Source organism: Arthrobacter sp. GW822-FHT05G07, assembly GCF_058799755.1.
The window spans coordinates 401,480-425,929 of the sequence record NZ_JBXALT010000002.1; the positions used below are offsets into that span (position 1 = coordinate 401,480).

Consider the following 24,450-nt stretch of genomic DNA (forward strand, 5'->3'; position numbering starts at 1 on the left):
CACCCTAGGGTGGCACCGCCCTGCCTTTGTGAAGCGTCAGTGCTGGAAAACTTCCAGCAGTTTGATGCGGGATGCGCTGATCCTGTCGCCCTGAAGAACCTGCAACCGTTCATCGCCGTTCAGGAGTCGGCCCTCTTGCCAGCCATCGGGTGTCAGCCGAAGCTCCCGCACTGAATCCACTTCAAGCGTTGAGTCGCTCTTGTGGAAATCGAATAAAGCACCCTGGCCGACGACGAGGAACTCCAGTGGACCCGTCTCGATGACGAGTCCGAACGGACGGTTGTCGCCTGGAGTGTGACCGTGGGCGGCCCCCTCGGTCTCCCCCGGTAGCTCGGGAGGCGGAGGCAGAACTACCCCTGCGTCCAAGAGCATTGCTGTGTAGAGCTTGGCTGCGTTGCGGATGCTAACGGTGATCTCACCGAACGTGGTGACCACGTCGTCTTCATTTTGTTCCAAAGCGAATCCGAAAATCCGCCCATCCCGCTGTGCGTCGACGATCTCCTGGGTCAGCGAAAGAATCGCCTGGCAGGCCTTACTGTATTGGTTGCCCTCGCGGCCATCCTCCAGGCCGAAGACGTGGTAGCCGAAACCTCCGAATCGCCCCACGGCGAGGAAGGCGTCCCCTGCCCGAAATCGGGCTTCCGGGATGAAGAGAGGATTCACCGGAGTTGCGTACTGGGCCATGATATCGGCGGAATGGGGTACGTAAATATCCGGGGCCAGGAAATCGAGGGCGGGGGCAGCCGCCTGCCACACCGGCAGCATCCTGGCCGTCGGCCCGCCACTTGGATAATTGCCCGGTAGGTCTTGGCCGGGCTGAGGACCGATCCAGGCATTGGCGTAGGCCGGAAGATCCAGCAGCTCCTTGCCAGCGGCGGCAAGCCCACCGACGTATGTTGCAAACGCCCACGCCATGAAGGTTTCCTCAGCGGCTGGGTTGCCGTCGCCAAAGTGATCGGCCCAACTGGCGTCAGAGGAGGTGATGGGACGGAGCGAATCCGCCAATGCGGAATCGAAGGAGCACTCGCTGTTGGCCAGAGCCTTCCTGAGTGCTTCGGGTACGGGCGATTCCCAGGCTGCCTGGGCTGCTTCCGAACGGTCTCGTCCGGCCCCGAGCAGCCCCACTTCGTTCTCTACCTGAACCATGATCACGGTGTGCTGCGTATCCGTTTCGACAAGGTGTGCCATGAGACGGCAATACGCAGTTCTGTCGGCTTCAAAAAGATCGTTCGAAAAAACGGTAAGGGTTGGACGGGGCATCGATCCCTTATAGGAGAACGGTGTTTCCATGGGTTTGGATCCCCGATCCGCGCGAGGAAAGCGCGAAGTGTCATGCCGCACCCATGACGGTGCGTAGGTGGAAGAGGCATTCTTGAAGGCCCCAAACCAGATCAGCACAAGCTTAAGACCAGCGGATTGGGCGCCTGTTATGAGCCCATCAACAGCGGAGAAATCAAAGACGCCTTCAATTGGCTCCACTTGGTCCCAGGCCACTGTCGCAATGACTGTGTTGACCTTCGAATCCGCAATCCCTCCCCAGCGTGATGCCATGTAGCCGGGATCTGACGAACTCGAGTTGTGCAACTCTCCGCCAATGCAGAGGAACGGTTCATTGTCGACGATCAATCGGGCATGTCCGGCATGGCGTTCCAGCCTCGGGATGGTAGTCATATCCTTCTTTCATTACGAGTGAGGTGGTTGTCGCGTGGTCCGCGAGACTAGCTTTGGAGTGTCCTGAACCGGAAATTCCTGAAGCGCACTTGGCCGGAGCCGGTGGCGAACAGAGCGGGGCGAAGGCTCAGAAGCTCATCGGCCGTATTGGTGTTGTAGCCGGAAACCTCGAAGCGCAGCCCGTGTCGAGTCCAGTCGACACCGTCGGTACTGTAGTACTGGGTGACGATATGGCCGTCGTTAACAATGCGGAAGTGGATCGTTCCCGCAGCAGGTGCCGGTTCACGCCAGTAAGGAATGTTCCGGCCGGCCCGGTAGCTCTGCAGTCGCGTGCCATCGTGGCCCATACCGCAATAAAGCCGGTCACTGTAATAGAGCAGGAGGCCTCCTTGCGCGCCACCAATGAATTCGGCCTCGACGCTGATCTCATAACGCCTGTCCCCCACAATGCAGGTCAACGGGGAAGTGTCCGACGGGTTGGTGCCGCGTGCCTCCAACGTAAGCCCGTCACCCAATGAGGCACGGAGATACTCGTCTTTGGCTGGCGCGTGGAAGGACCATTGGATGCCAAAACGTTCGTGAGTGAAGTCGTCCGACATGGGCAGGCCATGGCTTGTTTCACCGGCCCGCGAAATTTCCGGCAATGGAGCTGATAGCGGGGTGGAGAGATCACCACCGGATCCACGGGGCCAGCCGTCCTCATCCCACTCGATGGGCTCCAGCAAAGTCTGCCGGCCCAGGGTGGTGAATCCATTCTCGTAGCCGTGGTAAACGCTCCACCATTGCCCACCCGGGCCTTCGAACAACGTTGCATGCCCCTTGCTCCACCAAGGTTCCTGTGAATCCCATGTCCGGATGATCGGATTATCCGGGCAGTCTTCCCATGGCCCGTGGACCGATTGTGAGCGGGCAACAGTGACCATGTGCCCTGTGGGCGGACCAGAGGTGCCTCCCACGGCTGTAGTGAGGTAGAACCATTTACCGCGACGCACGAGTTTCGGACCTTCGAGTGCGTACGCCTCAGTGATCCACTCGTCGGGGTAATGCCATCCGTCATAAACATGCTCCACGGGCCCGTCGGTCGAGAGGCCGTCAGCGCTGAGGCGGACGCGGCTCACCCCACTTAAGAAGAGGTAGCGGTTACCGTCCTCGCCCACCACGTGTCCGGGATCGATGTGCCCGGTGATTCCCAGGTTGATGGGTTCGCTCCATGGCCCGGACATGGAGTCCGCGTGGATCACGTAGATCTGGGATGGCGCTGCGGGGTCAGGCGACACTGCGGTTGGGATGATAGGCACATAAATGAAGTACCTCCCGTCCACTTTGCACATGTCGACAGCGAAGACATTGCCGATGGGTGTTGGGAGGGCGGACCCGAGCGGCTGCCAATTGAGAAGGTCCCGGGAGTGCCAGATGATGAGTCCGGGTGTGGACTCGAACGAGGAAAACGTAAGGTAGTAGTCGTCGCCATCACGGAGGATGGCCGGGTCCGGATGGTCTCCCGCAAAAATCGGGTTCACGTAGGTTCCGTCCCCCAGATCCGCCCGACGTTTGCCCTCGGTATCCTTGATGAGCCTTAGCGGCGTCAAGATTTCACCCCTCCTGTGAAGCCCTGGATGAACTGCTTCTGCGCAAACAGGAAGAAGGCCATGATGGGGATCATCGAGATAATGATGGCTGCGAAGATCACGTTCCATTCGGAAACGCTCTCACCGACGAAGTTGTAGATCACCACAGGCAGCGTTACTGCGTCAGAGCCGTTGAGGAAGATCAGGCCCGTGAAGAAGTCGTTCCACACGATGAGTCCGGTGAAGATCGCCACGGTGCCGGTGGCCGGCGACAGCAGAGGAAAAATGATCTTGCGGAACACTGTGAACCGGGATGCACCATCGATCTGGGCGGCTTCCTCGTAATCCCGGGCTATTCCATTGGTGAACCCCATATAGAGGAAGATCGAAATGGGGAGCAGCGCACCGGCGTACATGATGATGGTGCCCGCATGGGTTCCCACCAAGCCAACATTGCGCATGCCCACGTAGATGGGAATGATCGCGGCTTGGGCCGGCAGCACCATGGTGACCAGGATGAGCCCCATGGCCACTTTGCTCAGCTTGCCTGTCCGGCGGCTGAGCGTGTAAGCGGAGATCGATCCAACAGCTACCAGCACCAGCACGCTCCCGGCGGTGATGATGATGCTGTTGAGCATTCCATCCATCAAGGTTGCTTGGCGCCCTCCTTGGATGGCTTGCCCGAATGCGTCCAGAGTGGGATTGGTAACCAGCTGCATCGCCGACGTCGTGAGTGCGTCGTTGCCATTCTTGAGGGCAAGGTTGATCAGGAAGTAGAACGGCAGCAGGAAGATGAGGGCAACCAGGATCAGCAGTGCCTCGCGGAGGAAGGTCTTCTTCGTATAACGGAACATGGCTGGCTAACCTTTGGAATTCGTGCGGAGGAGGAGGCGCTGTGCCACCGTGAGGATAATGATGATCACGGACATGACCAATGCAAGTGCGGCACCGAAGCCGAAGCGGCCCATCACAAAGGTTTCCTTGTAGATGGTGACTGCGAGCGTTTCGGACGCGCCGTAGGGCCCGCCTCCCGTCAAGGCTTGAATCTGGTCGAAGACACGCAGGCCGTTGATCAGCATGAGTGTCATGGCGATCACCACGGATGGCATGATGGCCGGCAGGACTACATAGTTGAACCTTTGCCAGAGGCTGGCTCCGTCAAGGGACGCTGCCTCTTCGAGCTTCGGAGATACGGTGGCCAGCCCGGCCAGGTACATGACCATGACTAAGCCGACGTTCTGCCAAACCATGACAATGATGATCGCGGGAAGGACGGTGGACGGGTCGCCCAGCCACGTCCGCTGAAAGGACTCCAGTCCGATCGAGGCCAGGAATTCGTTGAGCGGGCCGTCTTGTTCGAAGATGAACTTCCAAATGTAGGAGGTCGCCAACGAACTGAGCACCACCGGAGCGAAGATCAGCGTTCGAATCACATTGCGTGATTTCACGGTCCGGTTAAGGCCGAGAGCCAGCAGCAAACCGAGGACGTTTGTCAGAACCACGAATGAAATGCCAATGATGAAGGTGTTTATCAGTGCTGTGGTGGTCGGGCCACCCTCGGCAATTGCCGCGAAGTTGTCCCAGCCGACAAACTGCCACTTGCCCAAGCCTTTCCAGTTGGTAAAGGCGAAGAATGCCCCAATGGCGCTGGGGGCGTAGTGGATGAGCACCAGGGCCAGGAGTGCGGGGGTGAACCACCACCACGTGGCGAACCGACGCTCCGTGCCGCGGTGGTCTTTGCGGCCGTTCTGCTTGCTGGAGCGGGGCTGGCGCCCGGTGACCCGGGCGCCCTCCGCTTTCTGCTCAAGTTGTGCGGTCATGGGATGTTCTTCCAATCGGGTTGGTCGCCGTGGACTAGGCGCCGCGGTCGTACTGCTCGTCCATGGTCTTCAGAACCTGGTCAGGAGTAGCCTGACCCGTCAGAAGTCCTTGGATGCCAGTGCCAAGTGAGTCGTAAACACCACTGTTCGGCCACAGGTAGTTAGGCTGGGTGACGATCTTCTTCTCAGGCTCGGAGAAGTAGGGCTCCAACAGTGGGAACTGCGCGGGCACCGTCCCCGAGACTGCGGCGGTGATCGAAACGTTTCCGTTGGCTTTCGCCAGGGCATCCTGGTTGGCCGGCTGGGCGAGGAACTCAAGGAACTTAAGGGTGGAGCCCTTGTGCTTGCCTGCGGCGTTTACGGCCAAGGCGTTGCCCGGGCTCGCGATCAGCCTGGTGTCCTCGGCCTTCTCACCGGGAATGACTGATACGTCGAAGGATCCATCCTTGACCTGGGCACGAAGGGCAGCTACTGCACCGGCCGGAGCGAATACAGCTGCCACCTTGCCTTGGGCGACGGACGGGAACAGCTGATCGAACCCGGCACCTGCGGCGCCATCCTGGTAGCAGCCGGCGTCCTTGAACTTCACGATCTGTTCCAGCACCTTCTTCCAGTCAGAGTCAGCGAATGTGGTTTCCTTCTTCTCGCGCTTGGCATCCCACTGGGGATCCTTGGCGTACACAAAGGAAGCCGCAAGCTGCATTGCCTGAAGGCCCGTGTTGGCACCGGAAGTGCCTGCGACAGCGAAGAGTGACTTACCGGCCGCCCGTGCCGTCTTGCACTGGGCAATGACTTCGTCCAACGTGGTTGCTTGCTCGAGGCCAAGTTCCTTCAGAACGGCGGTGTTCTGCAACTGCGTGATGGGTGCAAGGTCGGCAGGAACAGCGAAGATCTTGTCGTCGTCGTAGTACAAGTTCTTTGCCGATGCAGGAATCGCATCTGCTGCCCACTTTTGATCGGTGAGGTCCTGCAGGTAGCCGGCCTCGGCCAGCGATGCGAACGACTGATTGTTGCCCCTGCCTGCCGTGACATAGAAGATGTCGGGTGCGTTGCCGGCTTGCAGCTGCGTACGCATCGTCTGCCCATGCTGGTCATTGGGCGATTCCACCAATTTGACGGTGATGTTAGGGTTCTTGGCTTTGAAGGCGTCGATCAGTGCCAAGTAGGGGTTGCCTGCGCCGCCACCTGTGAAGGCAGGAGTGGCAAGCGTGATCTCCACTGGACCTGTTTCTTCTGCAATGGGTTCGCTGCTGCTGGCGTCGCCGCCACCGCAGGCGCTCAAAGCCAAAGCGGTGACAGTTGCGAGCGCCGCGGCGGAGAGGAACCTCCGGCCAGCCGGGCTTGTTGCTTTCTTCATGGTGTGGCCTTTCATGACGTCGTTGTCCTGTTCGCCGTAGCGATCAGTGGATTCGAGCCTTGCGTCAGTTTGTGTTTCCTGGATCACAAGCTGGCTCCTGTCATTCAAGGTAGGTCAGGGAACTGCGGCCATGGAAATAGTTATCGTCTATGCTCACCATCTTCTCTCCGCATGGCAGTTTTCCCCCATGGGCACATGCGCAGGTTTTAGGGTGAATTCAGAAGTGGCGGCGCGAGCCGTCTCCCACACTTAAGGATGTTTCCGTGCCCGACGATGTCACGCCCGCCCACGCCTCTGCAGCAGATGGACTGTTCCCGGGTTTCGTGGATCCACCACTATCCGGGCGTCCCCGGGTTTGGTGGCACTGGATGGACGGAAACGTGGATGAAACCGGGATCGTCAAGGACCTGGAATGGTTGGCAGCATCAGGAGCTGGCGGGGTGCAGGCATTCACCGGATCGATGGGTATCCCCCAGTACACCCGGGATCACGTGGCCTTCCGGTCCCCGGCATGGCAGTCGGCCATCGCCTGCGCGGCATCAACCGCTACAAGGCTCGGACTTGAATTTGCTGTGGCAACGTCGGCCGGCTGGAGCGCCACGGGCGGCCCCTGGGTCAGCCCGGCCGCTGGCATGAAGAAGCTCGTGTGGAGTGCCACACAGGTAACCGCTGGACAGACTGTTCCGTCCAAATTGGCTGCTCCCCCGTCGTCATCGGGCCCTTTTCAGGACGTGCCGTTCGGGGCGGTTCGGAACGACCCCATCGGTGTCCCGGACTACTTCGAAGACGTCGCGGTGGTGGCATTTCCCCGGAGAAATGGCCATTTTCCACTGCAGGCCGCCCGCCAGACCATAAGCGGAACAGCCACCGGAGACCGGGTTGCTGATACGTTGGCGGACGGCCGTTTCTGGCCCGCCCTAGAACTCGTTTCTGACGGCGATTCCGCGTGGATCATGGCGGAGTTCGATGAGCCAACCTCTGTCTCGTCTGTGCGGGTCGGCCTGCCCGTGTCCCACGGATTTGGAGCGCCCCCCGCCCCTAAGGCCCGGCTGGAAGCCAGCACGGACGGCGTTACCTTCAGCCTGGTGGCCGTGCTACAGGCTTCGGCGTCTCCGGTCCGATCTGCAAGTTTTGCTCCTGTGACCGCGCGCTGCTTCCGACTCGTGCTCGAGCCTGGAGTAGGTCACCTCTTTCCCATTGGGCCGGGTATCAAACCCTTGCCCTCTTCGGCTTCGTCAAGCACTCGGCTCTTTAAGGTTTCCGCCTTTCAGCTTTTCTCCGGTGCCCGTGTCAGCAGTGGGGAGGAGAAAGCCGGATATGCGCCTGTCCCCGACTATTACGCGCTCGACGGCGGGCCATGCCAACCGTCCGATGCTGTCCGGCCGGAGGACATCCGCGACGTCACCGAGTATCTGCGCACGGATGGAACCTTGGACTGGACGCCCACCAGCGGAGACTGGACTGTTCTGCGGTTCGGCTACTCCCTGACAGGGCACCTCAACGCGCCGGCACCGGTTGACGCCACTGGCCTTGAAGTGGACAAGCTCGATGCCGGCTTGGTGACCGAATACTTAGAGCACTACCTGGGATTTTTCGAAGAAGCTCTTGGCAGCGAATTGGAAGGCATTTCAGCACTTCTCAGTGACAGCATCGAATCAGGCCCACAAAACTGGACCGCCTCCATGCGAGCCGAGTTCAAGAAGCGTCGCGGATATGATCTTCTGCCATGGCTCCCCACCATCAGCGGCATCATTGTGGGCAGCGCGCAGCAGAGTGATTCCTTCCTCTGGGACCTCAGGAAGACCATCTCTGAACTTCTTGCAGAGAATCACTACCGGACCATAAGCGGCATAGCCCGCCAGCGTGGCCTAAGCTACTACGCGGAAGCGCTGGAGGACCACCGGCCACAGCTCGGCGATGACCTTGAGATGCGTTCCCACGCTGATATTCCTATGGGAGCCATGTGGTGTTACGAGGCAGAGGATGGGCCCCAGGCCACCTATGTTGCTGATGTCCGGGGTGCCGCGTCCGTTGCTCACATATACGGCAAAGCAGCAGCCGGTGCGGAGTCGATGAGTGCCTTCGGGAAGCCGTTTACGTTTACGCCCCAGAAGCTCAAGCCGATCGTGGATATGGAATTTGCCTTGGGCGTCAACCTTCTGAATGTCCATACGTCGCCTCATCAGCCCGAGGCCGCTCCCAAACCTGGGATCACCCTGTCTCCCTATCTAGGACAGTCATTCACCAGAAACGAAACCTGGGCGCATGCGGCGAAGCCATGGCTCGACTACATCGGCCGTTGCAGCCATCTGCTCCAGCAGGGCACCTACGCTGCCGACGTTGCGTACTTCTACGGCGAGGAAGCGCCAGTCACCGGCGTCTTCGGCGACAGTGCTGCCGAGGTTCCAGAAGGGTATGGCTTCGATTTCATCAACCTTGACGGCATCATCAATCACCTCACTGTCACGCCCGACGGCGGTCTCCTCACTTCGGGCGGCACCAAGTACCGCTTGTTGTACCTTGGCGGCTCCAGTCGCCGGATGACCCTGGCGGCCGTCCGGCGCATCGCAGAACTGCTCGACGCCGGAGCCACCGTTGCCGGCTGGCGTCCCGAAAGCTCTCCCAGCCTAGGCGACGATCCCCTCGAATGGGCTGCCGTCGTGAATATGTGCGTTAGACGATCCGGCTGGCTGGACCTCACCGAAGTGGCTTCGGCAGACGGAGTCTGCACTGCCCTGGCTATGGCAGGGGTTGAACCCGACTGGGTCTTGAGGGCCTCTGATGATGCGACATTGCCGGTCATCCATCGTCATCTGCAAGGGACAGAGCTCTACTTCATTAGTAATCAACGTGATTGGCCGGAAAAGGTGAGTGCTTCGTTCAGAGGTGAGAGCGCCTCAGCGGAAGTATGGAACCCGGTTGAGGTTTCCCGGTCCGCCGTCAGCGTCCGCACCGAGGCTGGACGGACCGTCGTCGAGCTACATCTCGAACCGTTCGGTTCGGCCTTCATTCTTCTCCGCCGGAATCGAGGAACCGTGAAAGCTGGCAAGCATGCGCAGAACAGCGTCACCGAAGAACAGGTGCTTACGGGTCCTTGGAGCGTGACCTTCGAAGGAGAGGGCCAGTCTCCATCGGAACTCAGATTGCAGACTGTGGCTCCGTGGAGCGGTCCCGACGCCGATCATCACGCGGCGGACGTCACGTTCTTCTCCGGGACCGCGACGTACCGTCACGAATTTTTCAAGGTCATGCCGGCGCCGGGGTCACCTCAACGGTTGCTCCTGGACCTGGGCGATGTTAGCGACCTCGCCCAAGTACGCATCAACGGCAAACTTGTGGGCACTCTGTGGACCCATCCTTTTAGCATGGATGTCACTGGCGGTGTGCAGGCCGGGACTAATGTACTTGAAATCGCGGTGACCAATACATGGTGGAACCGACTGGCTGGGGACGCCGCTGAGGACGATCTTAAGCGCCCAGGCGCCAGCATCTTTGAGAAGCGTGCCGAACCGTTGCCTGCGGGTCTTTACGGGCCGGTCAGGCTTCTGACCTTGGACGCAAGAAGGTGATCCGCTAATAGGTATGCCGCAACCATGCCGGAAAGATTACTGAGCATTTCATCCCAGTCATCCAGCTCGGTGCGCGGCGATGAATGCCCCAGCCCCAGATGACGTGCAAGGACGTCATAGGAAAAGGTGAAGGCCCAATATCGCTTGCGCTCGGACGCTTCAGGAAGCGCAGCGCTGAGCCGCTGCAGGGCGTCGTCGAAGCATGCGCCCAACCTGGAATGGGACGCCGCACCCCGTTCCGAGATGGACTTGTCCCCGACTGCATGGAACATCAAGGCCCTAAGGACGGCCGCCTCTGCTTCCAGTACGGCGGCGAGCCGGGACACGACGTCGCCTACGAACCTCTCGGGTGGAGTGGCAGGTTCATCCTCGGACGCACCGAAGAGCTCGGCGGCATGGGCATCCATGCGATCCATTACTCTTTCATGGACCGCATGGACGAGTTCGCTCTTGCCTTTGAACCTGGAGTAGATGGTGCCTGTTGTAACTCCCGCGCGGGATGCCACCTCCGCCAAGCTGAAGTCACTCGCGCCGCGGGCGGACAAGGCCTCCTCTGCAGCATCCAGCAGCTTGGCTTCGGACTGCCTGCTGCGTTCTTGCTGCGGAATTTTCCTGCCCGCTCCGACGACGTCCATGAGACTCCCTGTTTCGTATGACCTAGTTCAAGAGTTCCGCCGGCGTCTTCCACTCAGCCGGGGGCTTCCAGTCTCCCAGCGGCGGCGTGGGAACGGGATCGCCGGCATCATTGCGTGACGGCTGTGTGGGATCACAGAATTCGCGGAACTCCTTGATCTTTCCATCCTCCAAGCGAAAAGCCATGATGTAGTGGTTCGCCGCGTTGACAGGCTCATGACCATCTATGCGGATGACACCCTTACCGTCGCATTCCGCCCAGAACCGGTCGTCGTACTGCGTGTCGAAAACTTCCACGCCGCTCCACGTCCAGTCCGTGAAGATTTGGCGGTTGCGCGTGAAGTTGTAGCTGATCTCCCTGATTCCTTCCATGTCGATGGGATGCCCCATCGAGGTCCAGGGAAGCTCCTTGCGCCCATCCATGGCGAAGAGGGCAGCCCTCTCAAGTCCTGAGGTAACGAAGAATCGCTCCACTGTTCGTCGGTTTGTTTCCTTGATGCTGCTGTGGGCCATGCCGGCTTCTCCTTGAGCTGTATGAATCGACAACCATAATCGTAATTATGATTATGGTTAAGCTAGCCGCGGGCGACTAGCTCGTCAAGAGCCCCTTCTATGCAGTGTCCTTCCGGTCCGCCAAGCGTTGCTCCGGCATGAAGATGGACAGCAGCACTCCCACGGCGAAGATGCACGCCAATAGGCCGAAGATCGGAAGGAACGCATCTGTATAGATGGTGGCAACTCCGGATTGGAGCGCCGGCGCGAGCTGTTGGACGGCCTGTGGATCGGTGATCATCGACGGCGGCAGACCAAGCTTGTTGTTGGCCGAACCCTGCGCGAGCATCGTCGCGAAAAGCCCACCAAAGACAGCGGTACCTACCGTGACGCCTAGTTCGCGAAGGTAACCAAGAGAAGCTGTCACACTTCCCACCACCGAATGAGGCATCGCATTTTGCGCTGCAACCACGGTGATTTGCATGAAGCTCCCCACCGCCAATCCCATGAATGCGAGCAGTATGCCGACGACCGGAAGCGGCGTACCGGGCTGAAGGAACCTGAGGCAGATGGCCACCGCCGCAGCAAGGCCCGAACCGGCCAGGGGGAAAATCTTGTACCTCCCGGTGCGGCTTACAATCCAACCCGTGAGGTTGGTGGACACCATCATTCCCAGGACCATAGGCAGCAGAATCATCCCTGCAACGGACGCTGACGTCGAGTAAACCATCTGCACATAGCTGGGCAGGTACGCCACCACACTGAACAAGCCGGCTCCGATAACCAAGCCCAAACCGGCCGCATTAACCACAGGCCAGCTCCGGAACATCCCCATGGGGATCAAGGCGTGCTCACATCGAATCTCGACGACCACGAACAGCACCCCCGCGACAGCAGTCAGCCCACCGAGCCCCAAAAGAACCCCAGCCGGAGTCCCCGATTCGGTGGATAGCGAGATCACCGCCACCAAGGAACACGTGAAGATCACCATGAGCAGGGTGCCGGCCAAATCCAAGCCCCCTGCGCCGCGGTTAGATTTGAGACGGCGGAGCGAAAACGCCATGGCCAAGGCCAGCAAGCCAACTGGGATGTTGATCCAGAACACCCATCTCCAGCCGACGGTGTCAGTAATGGCGCCACCCACCAAGGGGCTGATGACTGTAGCTACACCAAAAACGGATCCGAGCGGCCCAAGATACTTTGCCCGCTGACGGGGCGGAACAAGGTCCGCGATAATTGCCGGCGGCAGCACAGCCAGCCCCGCGCCGCCAAGCCCCTGCATGCCGCGGAATAGTGAGAGTTGAATCATGTCCTGCGCGAAGCCGCACAACACGGATGACCCGAGGAAAATCGTGAGGGCAACCATGAGAAGCACGGGACGGCCGAAGCGGTCCCCCAGGCGCCCGTAGACGGGCATGCCTATTGTCATCGCCAGCGTGTACGCCGTGATGATCCAGGCCATATGGCGCGCGCCATCCAGTTCACCCACCACAGTCGGCAGTGCAGTGGCAACAATCGTATGGTCCAGGGCGCCCAGCAGGACGATGATCAGCAGTGCCGTATAGATGGGGCCAACCCGGACTTTCGGCCCCTGATGACCGTGGTCGGGCGGTTCCACGGACGGACCAGCCGCCGAATATCCATCGATGCGAGGCTCACCCTGAGCAGGATCCGAGTTGGTGAGTGGGGACAAGTTTGGACGGCGCACCGCAACCTCGTTCTGGGAGAGTCAACACATTGACTCGATACCGGCCAGATGCGCGTCCGGAGGAACGTTCACCCCGACCGACGGGCCATGAAGCCCCGGTATCCCAACGAACCTATCATCGGCCTCCGCTTCGGCGCCCAGGCATGGAGCATCGGAATTCGCGATAGCGCACATATTTTGGAACTATTTCCACACCCGCGTCTCCCCCGCGTTTACTGGAGGAAATCTCAACGAAGAGGAGAGCAAAAACGATGACCCAGAGCATCCGCGCTTCTACCGCCGAAACGCACGAAACCAGCCCCGAAAACGCTGCCTGGTTCCGCTACGTCCTCGGCCAATACCCCACAGGCGTCACCCTGATTACGGCCGCACCCGGTGACGGTGACCGTGCCGGAATGGTGGTGGGGACTTTCAGTTCCGTCTCACTGGATCCACCGCTGGTGGCGTTCATGCCCGACGTCCGCTCGACGAGCTGGCCCAAGATCCGCGAGGCCGGTTCGTTCTGCGCCAACATTCTGACCGCCGGGCAGCAGGATGTCTGCCGGGCTTTTTCGCGCAAAGCCGAGGACCGCTTCAGCGCCAACCGGTGGGGAGACACCCCGTCTGGCAGCCCGAGGCTTGAGGGGGCGGCCGCCTGGGTTGACTGCGACATTGAAGACGTCATCCGCTCGGGCGATCACGACATCGTCATCGGCCGCGTCAAAGCCCTGGGAGTGGGTTCATCCAAGGAACTGCCTCTGCTCTTCCTCCGCGGAGGCTATGGATCCTTCTCCATTCCGTCCATCGTTTCCCCGGCAACCGCGCTGACACGCCACGTTAAAGCAGCCGACGCAGCACGACCGGAGATTGAGAGCCTCGCGAAAACGTTGAAGCTCGAAGTCCTGGTGAGTGGCGTCGTCGACGACTCCGTCGTAGTACTTACCGCGGCCGGCGTGGACAGCTCGCCCGGCGGTTCGCCGTCCCGTGTCGGTGTTTCCTTCGGCCTTGCCGCCCCGCTGGCACCGCTTCATGTTGCATGGGCCGGCGCAGCTGCCGAGAAGCGGTGGATCGACAACGCCCGCGAAGTCGTAGGCGACGTCGACGCCACACTTGCCCATGCAGAACTGCAGCAGGCCCGATCCGCAGGTTACGCAATTTCCGTAGACGTGGGCGCGGCAGTCGAGTTTGAGCGAATCGTCCACATCCCGAGCGATACGGCAGCGCCGGATCTCAGCGGCGTTCTGCCTCTCCTCATCGAGCGGGCTGCATCATCCGGCCCCGCATCCTTGGACGATCCTGCAGGAGTAACATCCCTGCACGCCCCGGTCTTCGATTCAGAAGGACAGGTTGCTGTGACGCTTACACTCAACGGATTCTCCGGAAACGACCCCTTGGCACGTCTGGAGGAGTGCCGCGACAGGCTTCTTACCTCAGCCAAGGCAATCTCCGCGGCGATCGGAGGTATTCCCCCGAGCCCCGCAGCTTAGGTCCGCACTGGCTATTGACCCGGGCTGTGGCGGCTCTCATAATTAGTATCAGTATTCCAATTCGAATTTGGAGAATCATATGGTCAACCTACTGACTGCGGACCTCAACCTTTTGGTTGCTTTGGACGCCCTGCTCGTAGAACGCAATGTCACGCGAGCTGGTGCAAGGATCGGAATCAGCCAGCCGGCCATGAGCTCGTCCTTGCAGCGCCTTCGCAGGCAGTTCGATGACCAGCTGTTGACGCGCGTTGGATCGTCTTACGAACTCACGCCCTTGGCGCAGGTCCTCAAGGAAGACGTCGCCCAGATCCTGCGCATGGTGGAACGGACGTTTGATGCCCAGGCGGTCTTTGACCCTGCGTTGTCGACCCGCAGTTTCCGGATCGTCACTTCGGACTACTGCCTCACCGCCCTCTCCGGAAAACTGATGACCATGCTCCAAGAGGAGGCGCCGGGTGTGCAGGTTCACTTTGATGCCGTCACACCTCAGGCAGTGGAACGCATCAAGGAGACGCTCCAGACCGCTGATCTCATGCTCATCCCCAAGGGTCATTTTTCCGGCTTCCCCCATACGGAACTGTTTACCGATAACTGGGTATGCGTGACTGGAGCCACGTCACAAGCAAGAACACTGACAGTCGAGGAAATGAGGGACGCACGCTGGGCCAGGCTTTTCGGCGCCGAAGTGGATTCGACACTGGCCGATCGCAGGGTGTACGACCTCCAGCTGGGCGAGAAGACGGACATCATTGTGGACAGCTTCCTGATGTTGCCTTTCGCGGTGGCGGGAACGGCACGTCTGGCCCTCGTCCAGGAGAGGCTTGCACGAATGCTGGCGTCCGTGGCCGGAGTCAGGATCATGCAGCTTCCCATCAGCCTTCCCAGTTTGGTGGAGTGCGCCTGGTGGCATCCTTCAAAAACCGCAGACCCCGGGCATCAGTGGTTCCGACGATTGGTGGCGCGCGCCGCAGCCCAGCTCGACTCCTCACCAACTGACCCTACTGTCCCCAGATCTACAGAAAATCCCGAGGCAGAGCACCACGTGGAGCCGCAGACGGCTCAGCACGTTCTCGCCTGACACAACAAAACATTTCAGGAGTTTCCATGCATTTCTCTTTGTTCCTCACCTCCCGTTCCCGCGGCCCCGAGGAAGACCGTCCCGTCATGCAGGCCATGGTGGAGCATGCCGTCGATGCCGAACAGAAGGGATTCGACGCGGTCTTCCTCCCCGACCACCACTTCACCGGCTACGCTCCCCCCGCCAGCGACCCCTTCGTGTTCGCGGCCTACCTCGCTGGCAAGCTCGAACGAATGCACTTCGGATTCTCCGTACAGACCCTTGCGCTCCACCACCCGGTCCGTTTCGCCGAACGCCTGGCACTGCTGGATCAGTTGACTGACGGCAAACTCTTGGTGGGCGTGGGCAGTGGAACGACGCCCGAAGAGATGATCGGCTTCGGCGTGAACTACCAGGACAGCTCACGCCTGGCCAACGAAAACCTTGAGATCGCCGAGCGACTGTGGGCCAAGAAGCCGGGTGACGACCCCGTTGTCTTCGATAACGGCCATTACCGCGGCGCAGTCGTCTCACGCATCGTCCCCACGCCGTACACCAAGCCTGAACCGCGCGTCATGTCTGTCGCTGCGCGCCCCTCCAGCGTCGAGCGCGCCGCCAAGAACGCCCAGCCGGCCTTCATCCTCGCCTTCACACCACCAGTGATCGACAGCGGAAACGCTTATGAGGAAGTCAAGAAGAACTTCAGCAGCTACCGCAGTGCCCTTGAGGCAGCCGGCCACTCGGATGAGGCCGTCAAAGCCGCGCTGGAGTGGACCACCCATTCTTACCAGCACGTGCACATTGCGGAAACGGATGAGCAGGCTGCCGCTGAAATGGACATCATCCTCGAGCAGTACCAGGAGACTGTAGAGCGCGAATACGCCGCCAACAAAGCAGCCGAAGAAATCAGCGGCGTAGACTTGCGCCCCACACCGGATGCGCGAACGGAGGGCTACAAGGGAACCTGGTGCCTCTACGGCAGCCCGGAGACCGTTGCGGCAGAGCTTCAGAAGTACGCAGATCTCGGCATTGGCAATGTCCTCATGGCAATCATGGGCGGACCGCTCACCGAAGAACGCCGACGCTTCACTACCCAAACGATGCGTCTGTTCTCCGAGCGCGTTTTGCCGCTTCTGCCGGCCGCGGAGTCTGCTGATGCCGAGAAGGTTGCTGCGCTGTGACGGCGGGTGCTACCACTAGGGAAGCAAAAGCAAGTGACGCCGCCCCGGACCTCACTGGCGCAGAACTCACCGGCGGCCTGAACGGTTGGAGCACATCCGCAAGTGCAGTCATGGGAGTTGAGGAAATGGTCCTGCTGGACGGCCCCCTGGGGATCGTCAGCAAGGCCATGGACGAACGCGACACCTCACTCATCATGCCCTCCGGAACCGCCCTGGGCGCCACCTGGGACCCGGAACTGGTGTCGGATGTAGGCCAGGTCATCGGTCAGCAGGGCGTGGAACGTGGTGTGTCGGCCATCCTCGGACCCAACCTTAATATGCCTCGCTCGCCACTCACGGGTCGTGGATTTGAGATGTTTTCGGAGGATCCTTTGCTCACCGGCATTCTTGGTGCGGCCTGGGTTGACGGTGTGCAGTCGCAAGGTGTTGGTTCCTGCACCAAGCACGTCGTCGCTAATGACACAGAGACCGAACGACGCCGGATGAACTCCCGTGTGGAGCAGGCAACGTTGCGCGAAACGTACTTGCGGCCATTCGAAACTGCCGTCCGATCGGCCAATCCTTGGATGCTCATGATGGCCTACAACCGCGTCAATGGCACCCACTGCTCCCAGAACGCCGAGCTGATTGGCGTCTTGAAGGATGAATGGAAGTACGACGGCGTTGTAGTGTCCGACTGGTACGGCGTGGACGACACCGTCGCTGCTGCAAACGCAGGGTTGGATCTGGAAATGCCCGGACCGGCCACTCATTTTGGCGCTCGTTTCGGTGAAGCCGTCGCCGCCGGCGACGTTGCGCAACCGCGCCTGAGTGACGCCGTCGAACGTCTGACGCGGCTCGCGGACAGGACGGGGCGCCGCTCTGGCGGCACCTCACCGGCACCGTCCCGCCTTCGGAGCCAACATGAGCAACGGGCGATCCTGAACAAGGCTGCTTCCCGGTCATTTGTTCTGCTCAAGAACAAGGACGATGTCCTGCCGTTGGATCTCTCGGGTATCAGGACGCTGGCCGTCGTGGGGCCCAACGCGAGCAAACCGTGCTTCCAGGGAGGAACGTTTGCGACGGTCCGCCCGGAAGGCGACGTGGTCTCTCCGCTGGAAGCTATCCGCGCAGCCGTTGGACCCGGCCTTGAGGTTCTCTATGAGCCCGGTGCCGCACCATCGTCGGCTCTGTCCCTGACCGATCTTGGCAGCACAGCACCAGACGGAACTCCGGGCGTTCTACTGGAAGTCCTTCCGGCCGGTGAGGCTGAAGACGTCCTCTACAGCGAGGTGCGCCAAGCATCAGCGTTCGTCTGGTTCGGTCCGGTTCCAGGACTGGGAGCCGGCATTCCCGGCCGTGCCCGCATCACAGCAAACTTCACCTTTCCAAACGCCACCCGATGGACCCTGGGTGCGGGTGGGACGGGCGTCAGTTCCCTTCGGGTTGATGGGACGGAGGTGCTGGAGGTTCCTCCGCCCGCGCCCGACGACGTCATGGGTGTGGTGGCGCGCGCGGAAACCCAAGAGATTGCCCTCGAATTGCCTCAGGGCAAAGTTGAGCTCGTCGTCGAAATGGCCTTCCAGCCAGGGCGCGTGCAGGCCATCACTGCAGTGGCAACACCGGAAGAAGAGACCGACCCCCTGGCTGCAGCGGTGGACCTCGCGGCCCGTGCCGACGCTGTAGTAGTCGTCATCGGTGACCAGCAAGGGTCATCACGGGAAAGTGCTGACCGCACGACCGCGGCACTGGACACGGCCAGCGACCGGCTGGTTGCGGCCGTGGCTGAGGTGGCGACGGAAACTATTGTGGTGGTCAACGCGTCGCGGGCAGTTTTGCTGCCGTGGGCCGACAACGTCAAGGCCGTCCTGATGGCGTGGTTCCCAGGGCAGGAGTTCGGCCCGGCGTTGGCTGCTGTCTTGGCTGGCAAGGAGGCTCCTTCAGGACGCCTCCCGGTGTCCTTCCCCTGGCGTGATGAAGACATCCCTGGATGGGGCACCGGGCTGGACGCTGAGCTCACGTTGGACTATGCCGCAGGCGAACCCATGGGATACCGGCACTTCGAAGGATCAGGGCGGAAATCCCGTTACTCCTTCGGGTACGGGCTTGGCTACACCACCTTTGAGCTGGTGGACGCCGTAACTTCCACTAGCCCGACTAGGCAAGACCCTGCCGACGGCGTCGACGGGATCATTGTTCGGGCGACCGTCAGCAATACAGGCGACACGCAAGGTCGGGATGTCCTGCAGGCCTATGCCAAGGCGCCCGGCGAAGCGGACTTCAGGTTGGTTGGCTTCAAGGCCATCGATATAGCCCCAGGCGAAGCAGCCGAGGCAAAGATCGCCTTGGACCCCCTCGGGTTCAGGCGGTGGAATTCATCGAATGCGGAATGGTCGATCCCGTCAGGAGAATGGGAGATTCGCGTGGCACGGAATGCCTCCGACGTGGGAATCCTCTGTAGGATCGCGTTGTGACCCTTCCGGAGACAAAGTCCCGCGAACCCAAGCAAGCCAGGAGCCGCCAGTCGTTTGAGAAGACGATCGAGGCGGCCCTGGCCCTGCTTGAAGAGCGGGGCAACGATGAATTCACGCTGGCGGACGTCAGCGCCCGCTCAGGTGTCTCCATCGGATCCATCTACGCGCGGTTCGAAGGCAAGGACGACCTCGTCAGCGTCGCCCACGGCCGGAAGATGGACGATATCGATGCCGTTTCCAGTCACTTGTTCGAGTCGCTCCCGTCCCATCCGGAGGATGGATTGCAGGCGATCGTCCGTGAGGCCATGGACAAGACCATCGAAGTGCTCAGGCGGTACGCCGATATTCTTCGCCCCTTCATGCTCAGGGCGACCAACGATGAAACCATCTCGCAACGAGGTGCGGCATCACACTCAATACTTGCGGGAAACTTCGCAGCCGTGCTGCGCCAGTGGCCTGGCGGTTACCTCGGCCAGGATGAGATTGACTGGTGCTTCAATGTCGCTTACAGCGTTGTCGCCCGAAGGCTCGGCCTTGGGAGCACCATGGAAGGAAGCGGCAAGCTGGAGTGGCCGGAGATTTCGGAAAAGTTGGCCGGCATGGTGACTTCCTACCTGATGGCCAGTTTGCAGGACCCGATCGACACGGCATAACTGTCAGCAATACCGGCTATGCAAAAGCTCGTCTTCCTGACACTTCCCGCCTCTCGGCATAGTGGAAATAAGCACAAACTCACTGCCGATTGAAAGGAGTCCGCCATGCACGTTCGTGTCAGCCCCGGATCCGTAGCCCTGGACGAGCCCGACGATTGCACCAGCTTCAAGGTGCTGTTGTCCGAGGCGGCGAGGGATCACCTCCCCACTCTGCTAAAGACGACCTCCGCGGGCCAACTCGACGACGGTGACGTTCTAGTGTCTGTCGATTGGATCCGCAGCGAGTGTGCAGGCCGGATCGGTATGGGGTGGAACTACCGCTTTGCCAACATGCTGGTCTATGCGGCCGGCAAGGGTTGGCTGAGCGACGACGGCAGCCATGTTCGTGCCCATATTGAGGCTTACTGACAGGGTCACCGTGGACGAGGCAACCTGGCAGCTCCTCCCTATCCGACACGAAGGACGGGCTTCTGGCGACGGTACGCCTGAGAATGGAGGACCCGAGGATTCGCACCCGACTTTTCTCCTGACAGTCCAGTCCATTGGACGTGTAGCCACGTTCGTATTGCAGCGCGACCAGCCGTGGAGCGGCTGATCGAAGCCTGCCACAAGGCGTCCGCATTCGCGGGCGCCTTTTGTTGTCTACAACGGACTTTTCGGGTCGCGAATCCGGACGCGTCAAGCCTCCCCAGTTGCACAGAGACCGCGTTCGGAAGCTCCCGAGCTTAGCCCCGCCGGCTCCGGGTCAGCGCGAAACCAACCCACCACCACAGCAGTGGCCGGTCTCCAACGGAGACCGGCTACTTTTCTTGTCCTTTTCCGCGCGGCCGCCAAAGCCCACAACGGCGTCCTGATATTGGTGCGCCCACGGGTCAAACTAAAGCGGATCCCGAACAGAGTTCTGACTCGTCATGTTGTGCTCAGCCCTCCTACCCATGAAGAGGTGCAGGCCAACCACGACCTACCGGAAGAACCAAGAGAGGAACATATAACCCCAGCTCACAGCAAGCGGAGGGCCAACCAGCTACGACCCTGAGCCCGCTCCCCCACAATCAAACAGGCGACCCGCGGCGCCAGGCGCACCCGCGGCGCCAGGCGCACCCGCGGCCAGTGTCAGAGGGACCTGACAAACCAGAATGTACACACGTTAAAGCAAAAACCCCCTCTGACGAGGGGGTATGCTGTGCCCGAGGTGGGACTCGAACGGGATTCCGGGCCTTGGAAACACTGGGAACCTTCGGAAACATGCGGAATCCGGGGCAGTCCGGTGGGCGTAGGGGCCAATCCGAGATGAAAGGTGTGCACATTGTGCACACCTTCTTTGCCCATATGGTTGGCCACGGGACGACGTCAACGACCGCAGAAACACCATGCACAACGCGGCGCGCGACGAGTGCATGTTGGTTGCCGGACGTGCCGACCAGCACTGAGCAAGTTCATCACATTTCCTCGTTTCAAACACACATGGCATTCCGACAGCCAAGCAACATGACAAGGCAGCACCTTCCCGGTTACCTGAATACGTGGCAAGTCGCCAAACTCCGCAACCGCACGGTGGACACCATCCGTGTAATGCGAACGCTCTAGGCACGCACGGGCGATTCAAGATCAAATACGCCGGAACGAAGATCTGGCCGAGTAGCCGAAATCGGACAGGATGTTGGTGCCATTAGTGGAGCGAGACTGTTCGCCGGATAAGAACAGGGCGGTACCGGCTACGTCGGAAGGTGAATTGATGGGAATTCCGCGTCATCGAAGTTCTCCACTCCCATGCCGCGTCGCGCCCTGGGAGTGTCCACTATGGATTAACGCAAATTCCGTGAGTTTCATAGAGTTCGTATGACAGCGCCCTGGTGAGCTGTACCAGCGCCCCCTTTGAAGTGTTGTATGCCAACATTCCTGGCGCCGCTACAAACCCTGAGTCTGACCCGATCATAGTGATGGAGGCGTGCCGTTCCTTTACAAGGAAGGGCAACGCATGCCTTCACGACATGGAACACGCTGAGCACGTTCACCTCCAGCACCCGAAGAAAACCGCTGTAAGTCACATCCAGGATAGCGCGGCCCATTTCACCTTCAACTCCACCACTCGCAACAATGGTATTTATCACATCGAGTTGTACAGCAAACTCGTTGAGAGCCCTTGCCACCGAACCTTCGCTCGCAACATCCGCCACAATGCCGTGGCATTGACGGTTCGCCTACTTAGCGAGGGGTCCCTGCATGGCCTGGTCCAGACTGTGCTGCGTACGGCTAATGACGCCCACATCTGCGCCATCTTCCGGGAATGCCAGTGACGTGGCGAGCCCAATTCCCGACGCGTCACCATTGATGACAACTATCGGATGGTTGTTGTCAAGGCGGTCCATTCGCTATTTCCTGCACATAGGAACCGACTTCCCAGAGCTGAAGGCTTTATCGATGCCTTCGGACTTGATCTTGGTGCGGAATGCCCGTAAGGAACTAAGCGGTAGCAGCCACGAATAAGACCTTGAATAGGCTGCCACAGGAAGAAGATGAATAAGAAGTACCAAGGCGAGGTTGCGTGAACGGGAGTTCGAAGTGGTTATAGCCAGAGAGACTGCGGCTTCATGCGGATTCAAGGTCCGGGTGATTTCTGCAGATGCGGGAGCAATCCATACGAGTGCGCACGCCCATCGCAACAAAGTTGCCTTAAAACCCGTGGATAAGACCGGAATTGAGTTGGTGGGAAACGCGGGACGAGTCGAACTTGGATGATTCACGTGGGGAATTTTGGGGCGGGTCGTTTTGGCGTAGCTCCGTTTCCCGATAGTCTTCGCCAAGGTGCACCGCCGGGGGAAGCTGGCTAAGCTCCTGACCGTTCTGAGCCCGCACCCGAAAGAAGCAGCAATGTCTACCGAATCCACCCCTGAAATGGAGCCTCCGGCCAAACGCAACATGCTCCTCATCATCATCGGCGGGGCCATCGTCGTCCTGCTTGCCATCATCGCTGTTGCCGTTTCCTCGCAGGCCATCCGAGCGAACGAGGATGCAGCGGCAGAAGCCTCAGCCGTGGCGGAAGCTTCCAAGATGGCGGCGATTGCGGAGGAGGGCGAGCAAGCCCTGGCCGCCCAGCGAGCCAAGGACGCCAAGGATGCCGACTATGTCTGCGAACAGCGGCTGTTGAAGGTACACCCAACCGCCACCGTCCAGGCCGGCAAGACCAAGTCCACTTACAAGGAATCAGACGGCAGCTTCGACACCGTCGGCGCTTATACCGATGCCCCCAACGGAAACACGATCCCGATGCAGTTCAAGTGCTCGTCCATCAAGGGCAGCGGCACGAGCTGGACGGTCTTCCTGAGCAATGACGGACACGGCAGCAAGATTCCCGGAACCTGATGAATGATGATGCTGCAGTACGGCCGGCGCGGGCTAACAGTACGAACATTGAGCAACAACAAATCTTATGTCTGGCGTAACTGACTGGACTAGTTCCGGAGCCGACGTCGCTGCGGCGATTGGCACCGTAGGAGCTCTTTGGCTCGGAGCGTTAACTCTCCGGCGGCAGGTAAACGACCAGCACCGCGCACAAGCGGCGGCTGTCACGGTCACGATTCAAAAGACAAAACGGGACGGCGAAGTCCTAGAATCCACGGTGCAAAATGACAGCCTCTTGCCCATCTATGAGGTCATGCTTATCGCGGAGGACCACGGTCTGGATGTTGAGCAGACTTTTACTGCCGCAATGCCACGCGGGGTTTCGTCGAGCATCCAGCTCAGGGATACGTCCTTCATGGGTTGTCGCGCAATGTTCTACGTCACCTGTGGGATTCGCCGGGCAAGGGACTTTACCGGCCAGCTGAGGGACATCACCCCGAAGAAGCCCAACCTCTTCCGGCGCTCGTACCTTATCCTATTCAGTCACGATCCAAAATAGAGGGAAGAGATTCTGCGTAAGCATTGGAGGCTAATAGCGCCCGTACTGGCCATCCTCCTAGGAGTTATTGCGGTAGTCCTATGGGGTTCAGGGTTGCTCCAGGGACCTACGGCTGAAGAGCCTCCAAATGCTGCCGAATGGCTCAGCGCTATCTCAACATTTTGGGGTGCAGTTGCCGGCGGCATCGGGGCCATAGGAACAGCTGGGGCGCTGTTGGTAGCGGCTTTCAGCTATCGGCACCAGGTTGAGGCAAGGAACCGTGAAGCGGAGGATAGGCGGCAACAGGCGGCAGACAAGCGGCGAGAGAAGGCACGAGCGGTGCGGGCAGCTGTCTCAGACCGCGAAGATGAGCCGGGAATGTTCTCGTACTACTGCGACCTAAAGAATTTCGGAGAACTTCCCGTTACCGATGTGCAGGTAGTAGGTATTGATTCCGCAGGCGAAGAGGTAGCTCGCCGCCTTCTCAAACTCCTAATCCCCGAGAAGCCAGAGAGGACAATACTACGCGGCGGCCCGGTTGACCCCTCTAAGTCCTTTGTCAGCTTCAGGGATACGGAAGGACTTTCGTGGAAACTGTATTTCGATGACCGACTTGAAGAGCAAGTTCCAGCAGAAGCTATTACAACTACGGGTGGATAACGAACGCCTAATAGACGACTCTCGTGCCAGTGCTGGCGTGCCGATCGGGCACCTCGCTTGTGACGACCTGCACCTGGACGTGGCCTGACTCAAGGTTCTTGATGATTCAGTTCACCTGGTCGGTTAAGAACTTCGGTGAATCGACGGGTTGGGATATGAACTCAACATTTGATTCCGCCAGTTGTATGCAAGCAAACTCCGGTTGGGTGTTTGGAACACACGCTCGCCCTCGCGGTGGGCTCCTCTAGTTCGGGCTACTTGAGAACCCGCCAAAGGCACGGT

At 60.0% G+C, this 24,450-nt stretch carries 21 protein-coding genes and 1 pseudogene; 11 read left to right on the forward strand and 11 right to left on the reverse strand.

Translation table 11 applies throughout. The features are described from left to right. Positions 1 to 36 precede the first annotated feature (36 nt). Genes AC1RJY_RS04645 through AC1RJY_RS04665 form a run of 5 tightly spaced genes read right to left on the reverse strand, consistent with a single transcriptional unit; the run spans position 37 to position 6,503 of the window. Entirely contained in the window at positions 37 to 1,671 is a 1,635-nt protein-coding gene (locus tag AC1RJY_RS04645; RefSeq protein ID WP_498601568.1) for a DUF5597 domain-containing protein, read from the reverse strand. Between the two features lie 47 nt (positions 1,672 to 1,718). Then, entirely contained in the window at positions 1,719 to 3,260 is a 1,542-nt protein-coding gene (locus tag AC1RJY_RS04650) for a family 43 glycosylhydrolase (RefSeq protein WP_498601569.1), read from the reverse strand. Beyond that, positions 3,257 to 4,093 (reverse strand): carbohydrate ABC transporter permease, encoded by an 837-nt coding sequence (locus AC1RJY_RS04655; RefSeq protein WP_498601570.1) that lies wholly within the window; start codon positions 4,091 to 4,093, stop codon positions 3,257 to 3,259. The genes AC1RJY_RS04650 and AC1RJY_RS04655 overlap by 4 nt, the downstream gene beginning before the upstream one ends. Positions 4,094 to 4,099: 6 nt before the next feature. After that, positions 4,100 to 5,059 (reverse strand): carbohydrate ABC transporter permease, encoded by a 960-nt coding sequence (locus AC1RJY_RS04660; RefSeq protein ID WP_498601572.1) that lies wholly within the window; start codon positions 5,057 to 5,059, stop codon positions 4,100 to 4,102. Positions 5,060 to 5,093: 34 nt separating this feature from the next. Continuing rightward, entirely contained in the window at positions 5,094 to 6,503 is a 1,410-nt protein-coding gene (locus AC1RJY_RS04665; RefSeq protein ID WP_498601574.1) for an ABC transporter substrate-binding protein, read from the reverse strand. Positions 6,504 to 6,679: 176 nt separating this feature from the next. Here AC1RJY_RS04665 and AC1RJY_RS04670 point away from each other — a divergent pair, with 176 nt between their 5' ends. Then, entirely contained in the window at positions 6,680 to 9,985 is a 3,306-nt protein-coding gene (locus tag AC1RJY_RS04670) for a glycosyl hydrolase (protein WP_498601575.1), read from the forward strand. Here the strand turns inward: AC1RJY_RS04670 and AC1RJY_RS04675 are convergent. The 3 genes from AC1RJY_RS04675 to AC1RJY_RS04685 form a co-directional block, all read right to left on the reverse strand. Further along, positions 9,943 to 10,620: a TetR/AcrR family transcriptional regulator gene (locus AC1RJY_RS04675; RefSeq protein ID WP_498601576.1), complete on the reverse strand. Its 678-nt coding sequence runs from the start codon at positions 10,618 to 10,620 to the stop codon at positions 9,943 to 9,945. The genes AC1RJY_RS04670 and AC1RJY_RS04675 overlap by 43 nt on opposite strands. A gap of 22 nt (positions 10,621 to 10,642) precedes the next feature. Beyond that, positions 10,643 to 11,131 (reverse strand): PhzA/PhzB family protein, encoded by a 489-nt coding sequence (locus AC1RJY_RS04680; RefSeq protein WP_498601577.1) that lies wholly within the window; start codon positions 11,129 to 11,131, stop codon positions 10,643 to 10,645. Positions 11,132 to 11,228: 97 nt separating this feature from the next. Then, a complete protein-coding gene (locus AC1RJY_RS04685) occupies positions 11,229 to 12,818 on the reverse strand; it encodes an MDR family MFS transporter (protein WP_498601578.1) in 1,590 nt (529 codons plus the stop codon). Positions 12,819 to 13,069: 251 nt separating this feature from the next. On the opposite strand from AC1RJY_RS04685, the gene AC1RJY_RS04690 reads away from it, so the two are divergent. From AC1RJY_RS04690 to AC1RJY_RS04715, 6 genes are all read left to right on the forward strand, one after another. Next, positions 13,070 to 14,284, forward strand: coding sequence for a flavin reductase (locus tag AC1RJY_RS04690; protein ID WP_498601579.1), 1,215 nt, complete (start codon positions 13,070 to 13,072; stop codon positions 14,282 to 14,284). Positions 14,285 to 14,363: 79 nt separating this feature from the next. Then, complete coding sequence (locus AC1RJY_RS04695; RefSeq protein WP_498601580.1) at positions 14,364 to 15,362, forward strand: LysR family transcriptional regulator; 999 nt, start codon at positions 14,364 to 14,366, stop codon at positions 15,360 to 15,362. A gap of 26 nt (positions 15,363 to 15,388) precedes the next feature. Continuing rightward, positions 15,389 to 16,522, forward strand: coding sequence for an LLM class flavin-dependent oxidoreductase (locus AC1RJY_RS04700; RefSeq protein ID WP_498601581.1), 1,134 nt, complete (start codon positions 15,389 to 15,391; stop codon positions 16,520 to 16,522). After that, positions 16,519 to 18,975 (forward strand): beta-glucosidase family protein, encoded by a 2,457-nt coding sequence (locus AC1RJY_RS04705; protein WP_498601582.1) that lies wholly within the window; start codon positions 16,519 to 16,521, stop codon positions 18,973 to 18,975. The genes AC1RJY_RS04700 and AC1RJY_RS04705 overlap by 4 nt, the downstream gene beginning before the upstream one ends. Then, entirely contained in the window at positions 18,972 to 19,628 is a 657-nt protein-coding gene (locus tag AC1RJY_RS04710; protein ID WP_498601583.1) for a TetR/AcrR family transcriptional regulator, read from the forward strand. Before AC1RJY_RS04705 ends, AC1RJY_RS04710 begins: the two co-directional genes overlap by 4 nt. Positions 19,629 to 19,733: 105 nt before the next feature. Further along, the gene (locus tag AC1RJY_RS04715; RefSeq protein WP_498601584.1) at positions 19,734 to 20,036 is read left to right on the forward strand and encodes a hypothetical protein; all 303 of its coding nucleotides are present in this window, start codon (positions 19,734 to 19,736) and stop codon (positions 20,034 to 20,036) included. A 1,390-nt stretch (positions 20,037 to 21,426) separates the two neighbouring features. On the opposite strand, the gene AC1RJY_RS04720 is transcribed toward AC1RJY_RS04715, so the two are convergent. The 3 genes and pseudogenes from AC1RJY_RS04720 to AC1RJY_RS04730 form a co-directional block, all read right to left on the reverse strand. Then, the gene (locus AC1RJY_RS04720) at positions 21,427 to 21,603 is read right to left on the reverse strand and encodes an SDR family oxidoreductase (protein ID WP_498601586.1); all 177 of its coding nucleotides are present in this window, start codon (positions 21,601 to 21,603) and stop codon (positions 21,427 to 21,429) included. Between the two features lies 1 nt (position 21,604). Next, positions 21,605 to 21,811: pseudogene (locus tag AC1RJY_RS04725) on the reverse strand (SDR family oxidoreductase); the annotation flags it as partial. 18 nt (positions 21,812 to 21,829) lie between these two features. After that, the gene (locus tag AC1RJY_RS04730; RefSeq protein WP_498601588.1) at positions 21,830 to 21,997 is read right to left on the reverse strand and encodes a hypothetical protein; all 168 of its coding nucleotides are present in this window, start codon (positions 21,995 to 21,997) and stop codon (positions 21,830 to 21,832) included. A 193-nt stretch (positions 21,998 to 22,190) separates the two neighbouring features. Here AC1RJY_RS04730 and AC1RJY_RS04735 point away from each other — a divergent pair, with 193 nt between their 5' ends. The 4 genes from AC1RJY_RS04735 (at position 22,191) to AC1RJY_RS04750 (ending at position 24,168) form a co-directional block, all read left to right on the forward strand. After that, positions 22,191 to 22,367, forward strand: a complete 177-nt coding sequence (locus tag AC1RJY_RS04735) for a hypothetical protein (RefSeq protein WP_498601688.1) — start codon at positions 22,191 to 22,193, stop codon at positions 22,365 to 22,367. A 132-nt stretch (positions 22,368 to 22,499) separates the two neighbouring features. Beyond that, positions 22,500 to 22,991, forward strand: a complete 492-nt coding sequence (locus AC1RJY_RS04740; RefSeq protein ID WP_498601589.1) for a hypothetical protein — start codon at positions 22,500 to 22,502, stop codon at positions 22,989 to 22,991. 67 nt (positions 22,992 to 23,058) lie between these two features. After that, positions 23,059 to 23,529 carry a hypothetical protein gene (locus AC1RJY_RS04745; RefSeq protein ID WP_498601590.1) on the forward strand — a complete coding sequence of 157 codons (471 nt, stop codon included), beginning with the start codon at positions 23,059 to 23,061 and terminating at the stop codon, positions 23,527 to 23,529. A gap of 93 nt (positions 23,530 to 23,622) precedes the next feature. Further along, entirely contained in the window at positions 23,623 to 24,168 is a 546-nt protein-coding gene (locus tag AC1RJY_RS04750) for a hypothetical protein (RefSeq protein ID WP_498601591.1), read from the forward strand. Positions 24,169 to 24,450: the final 282 nt, after the last annotated feature.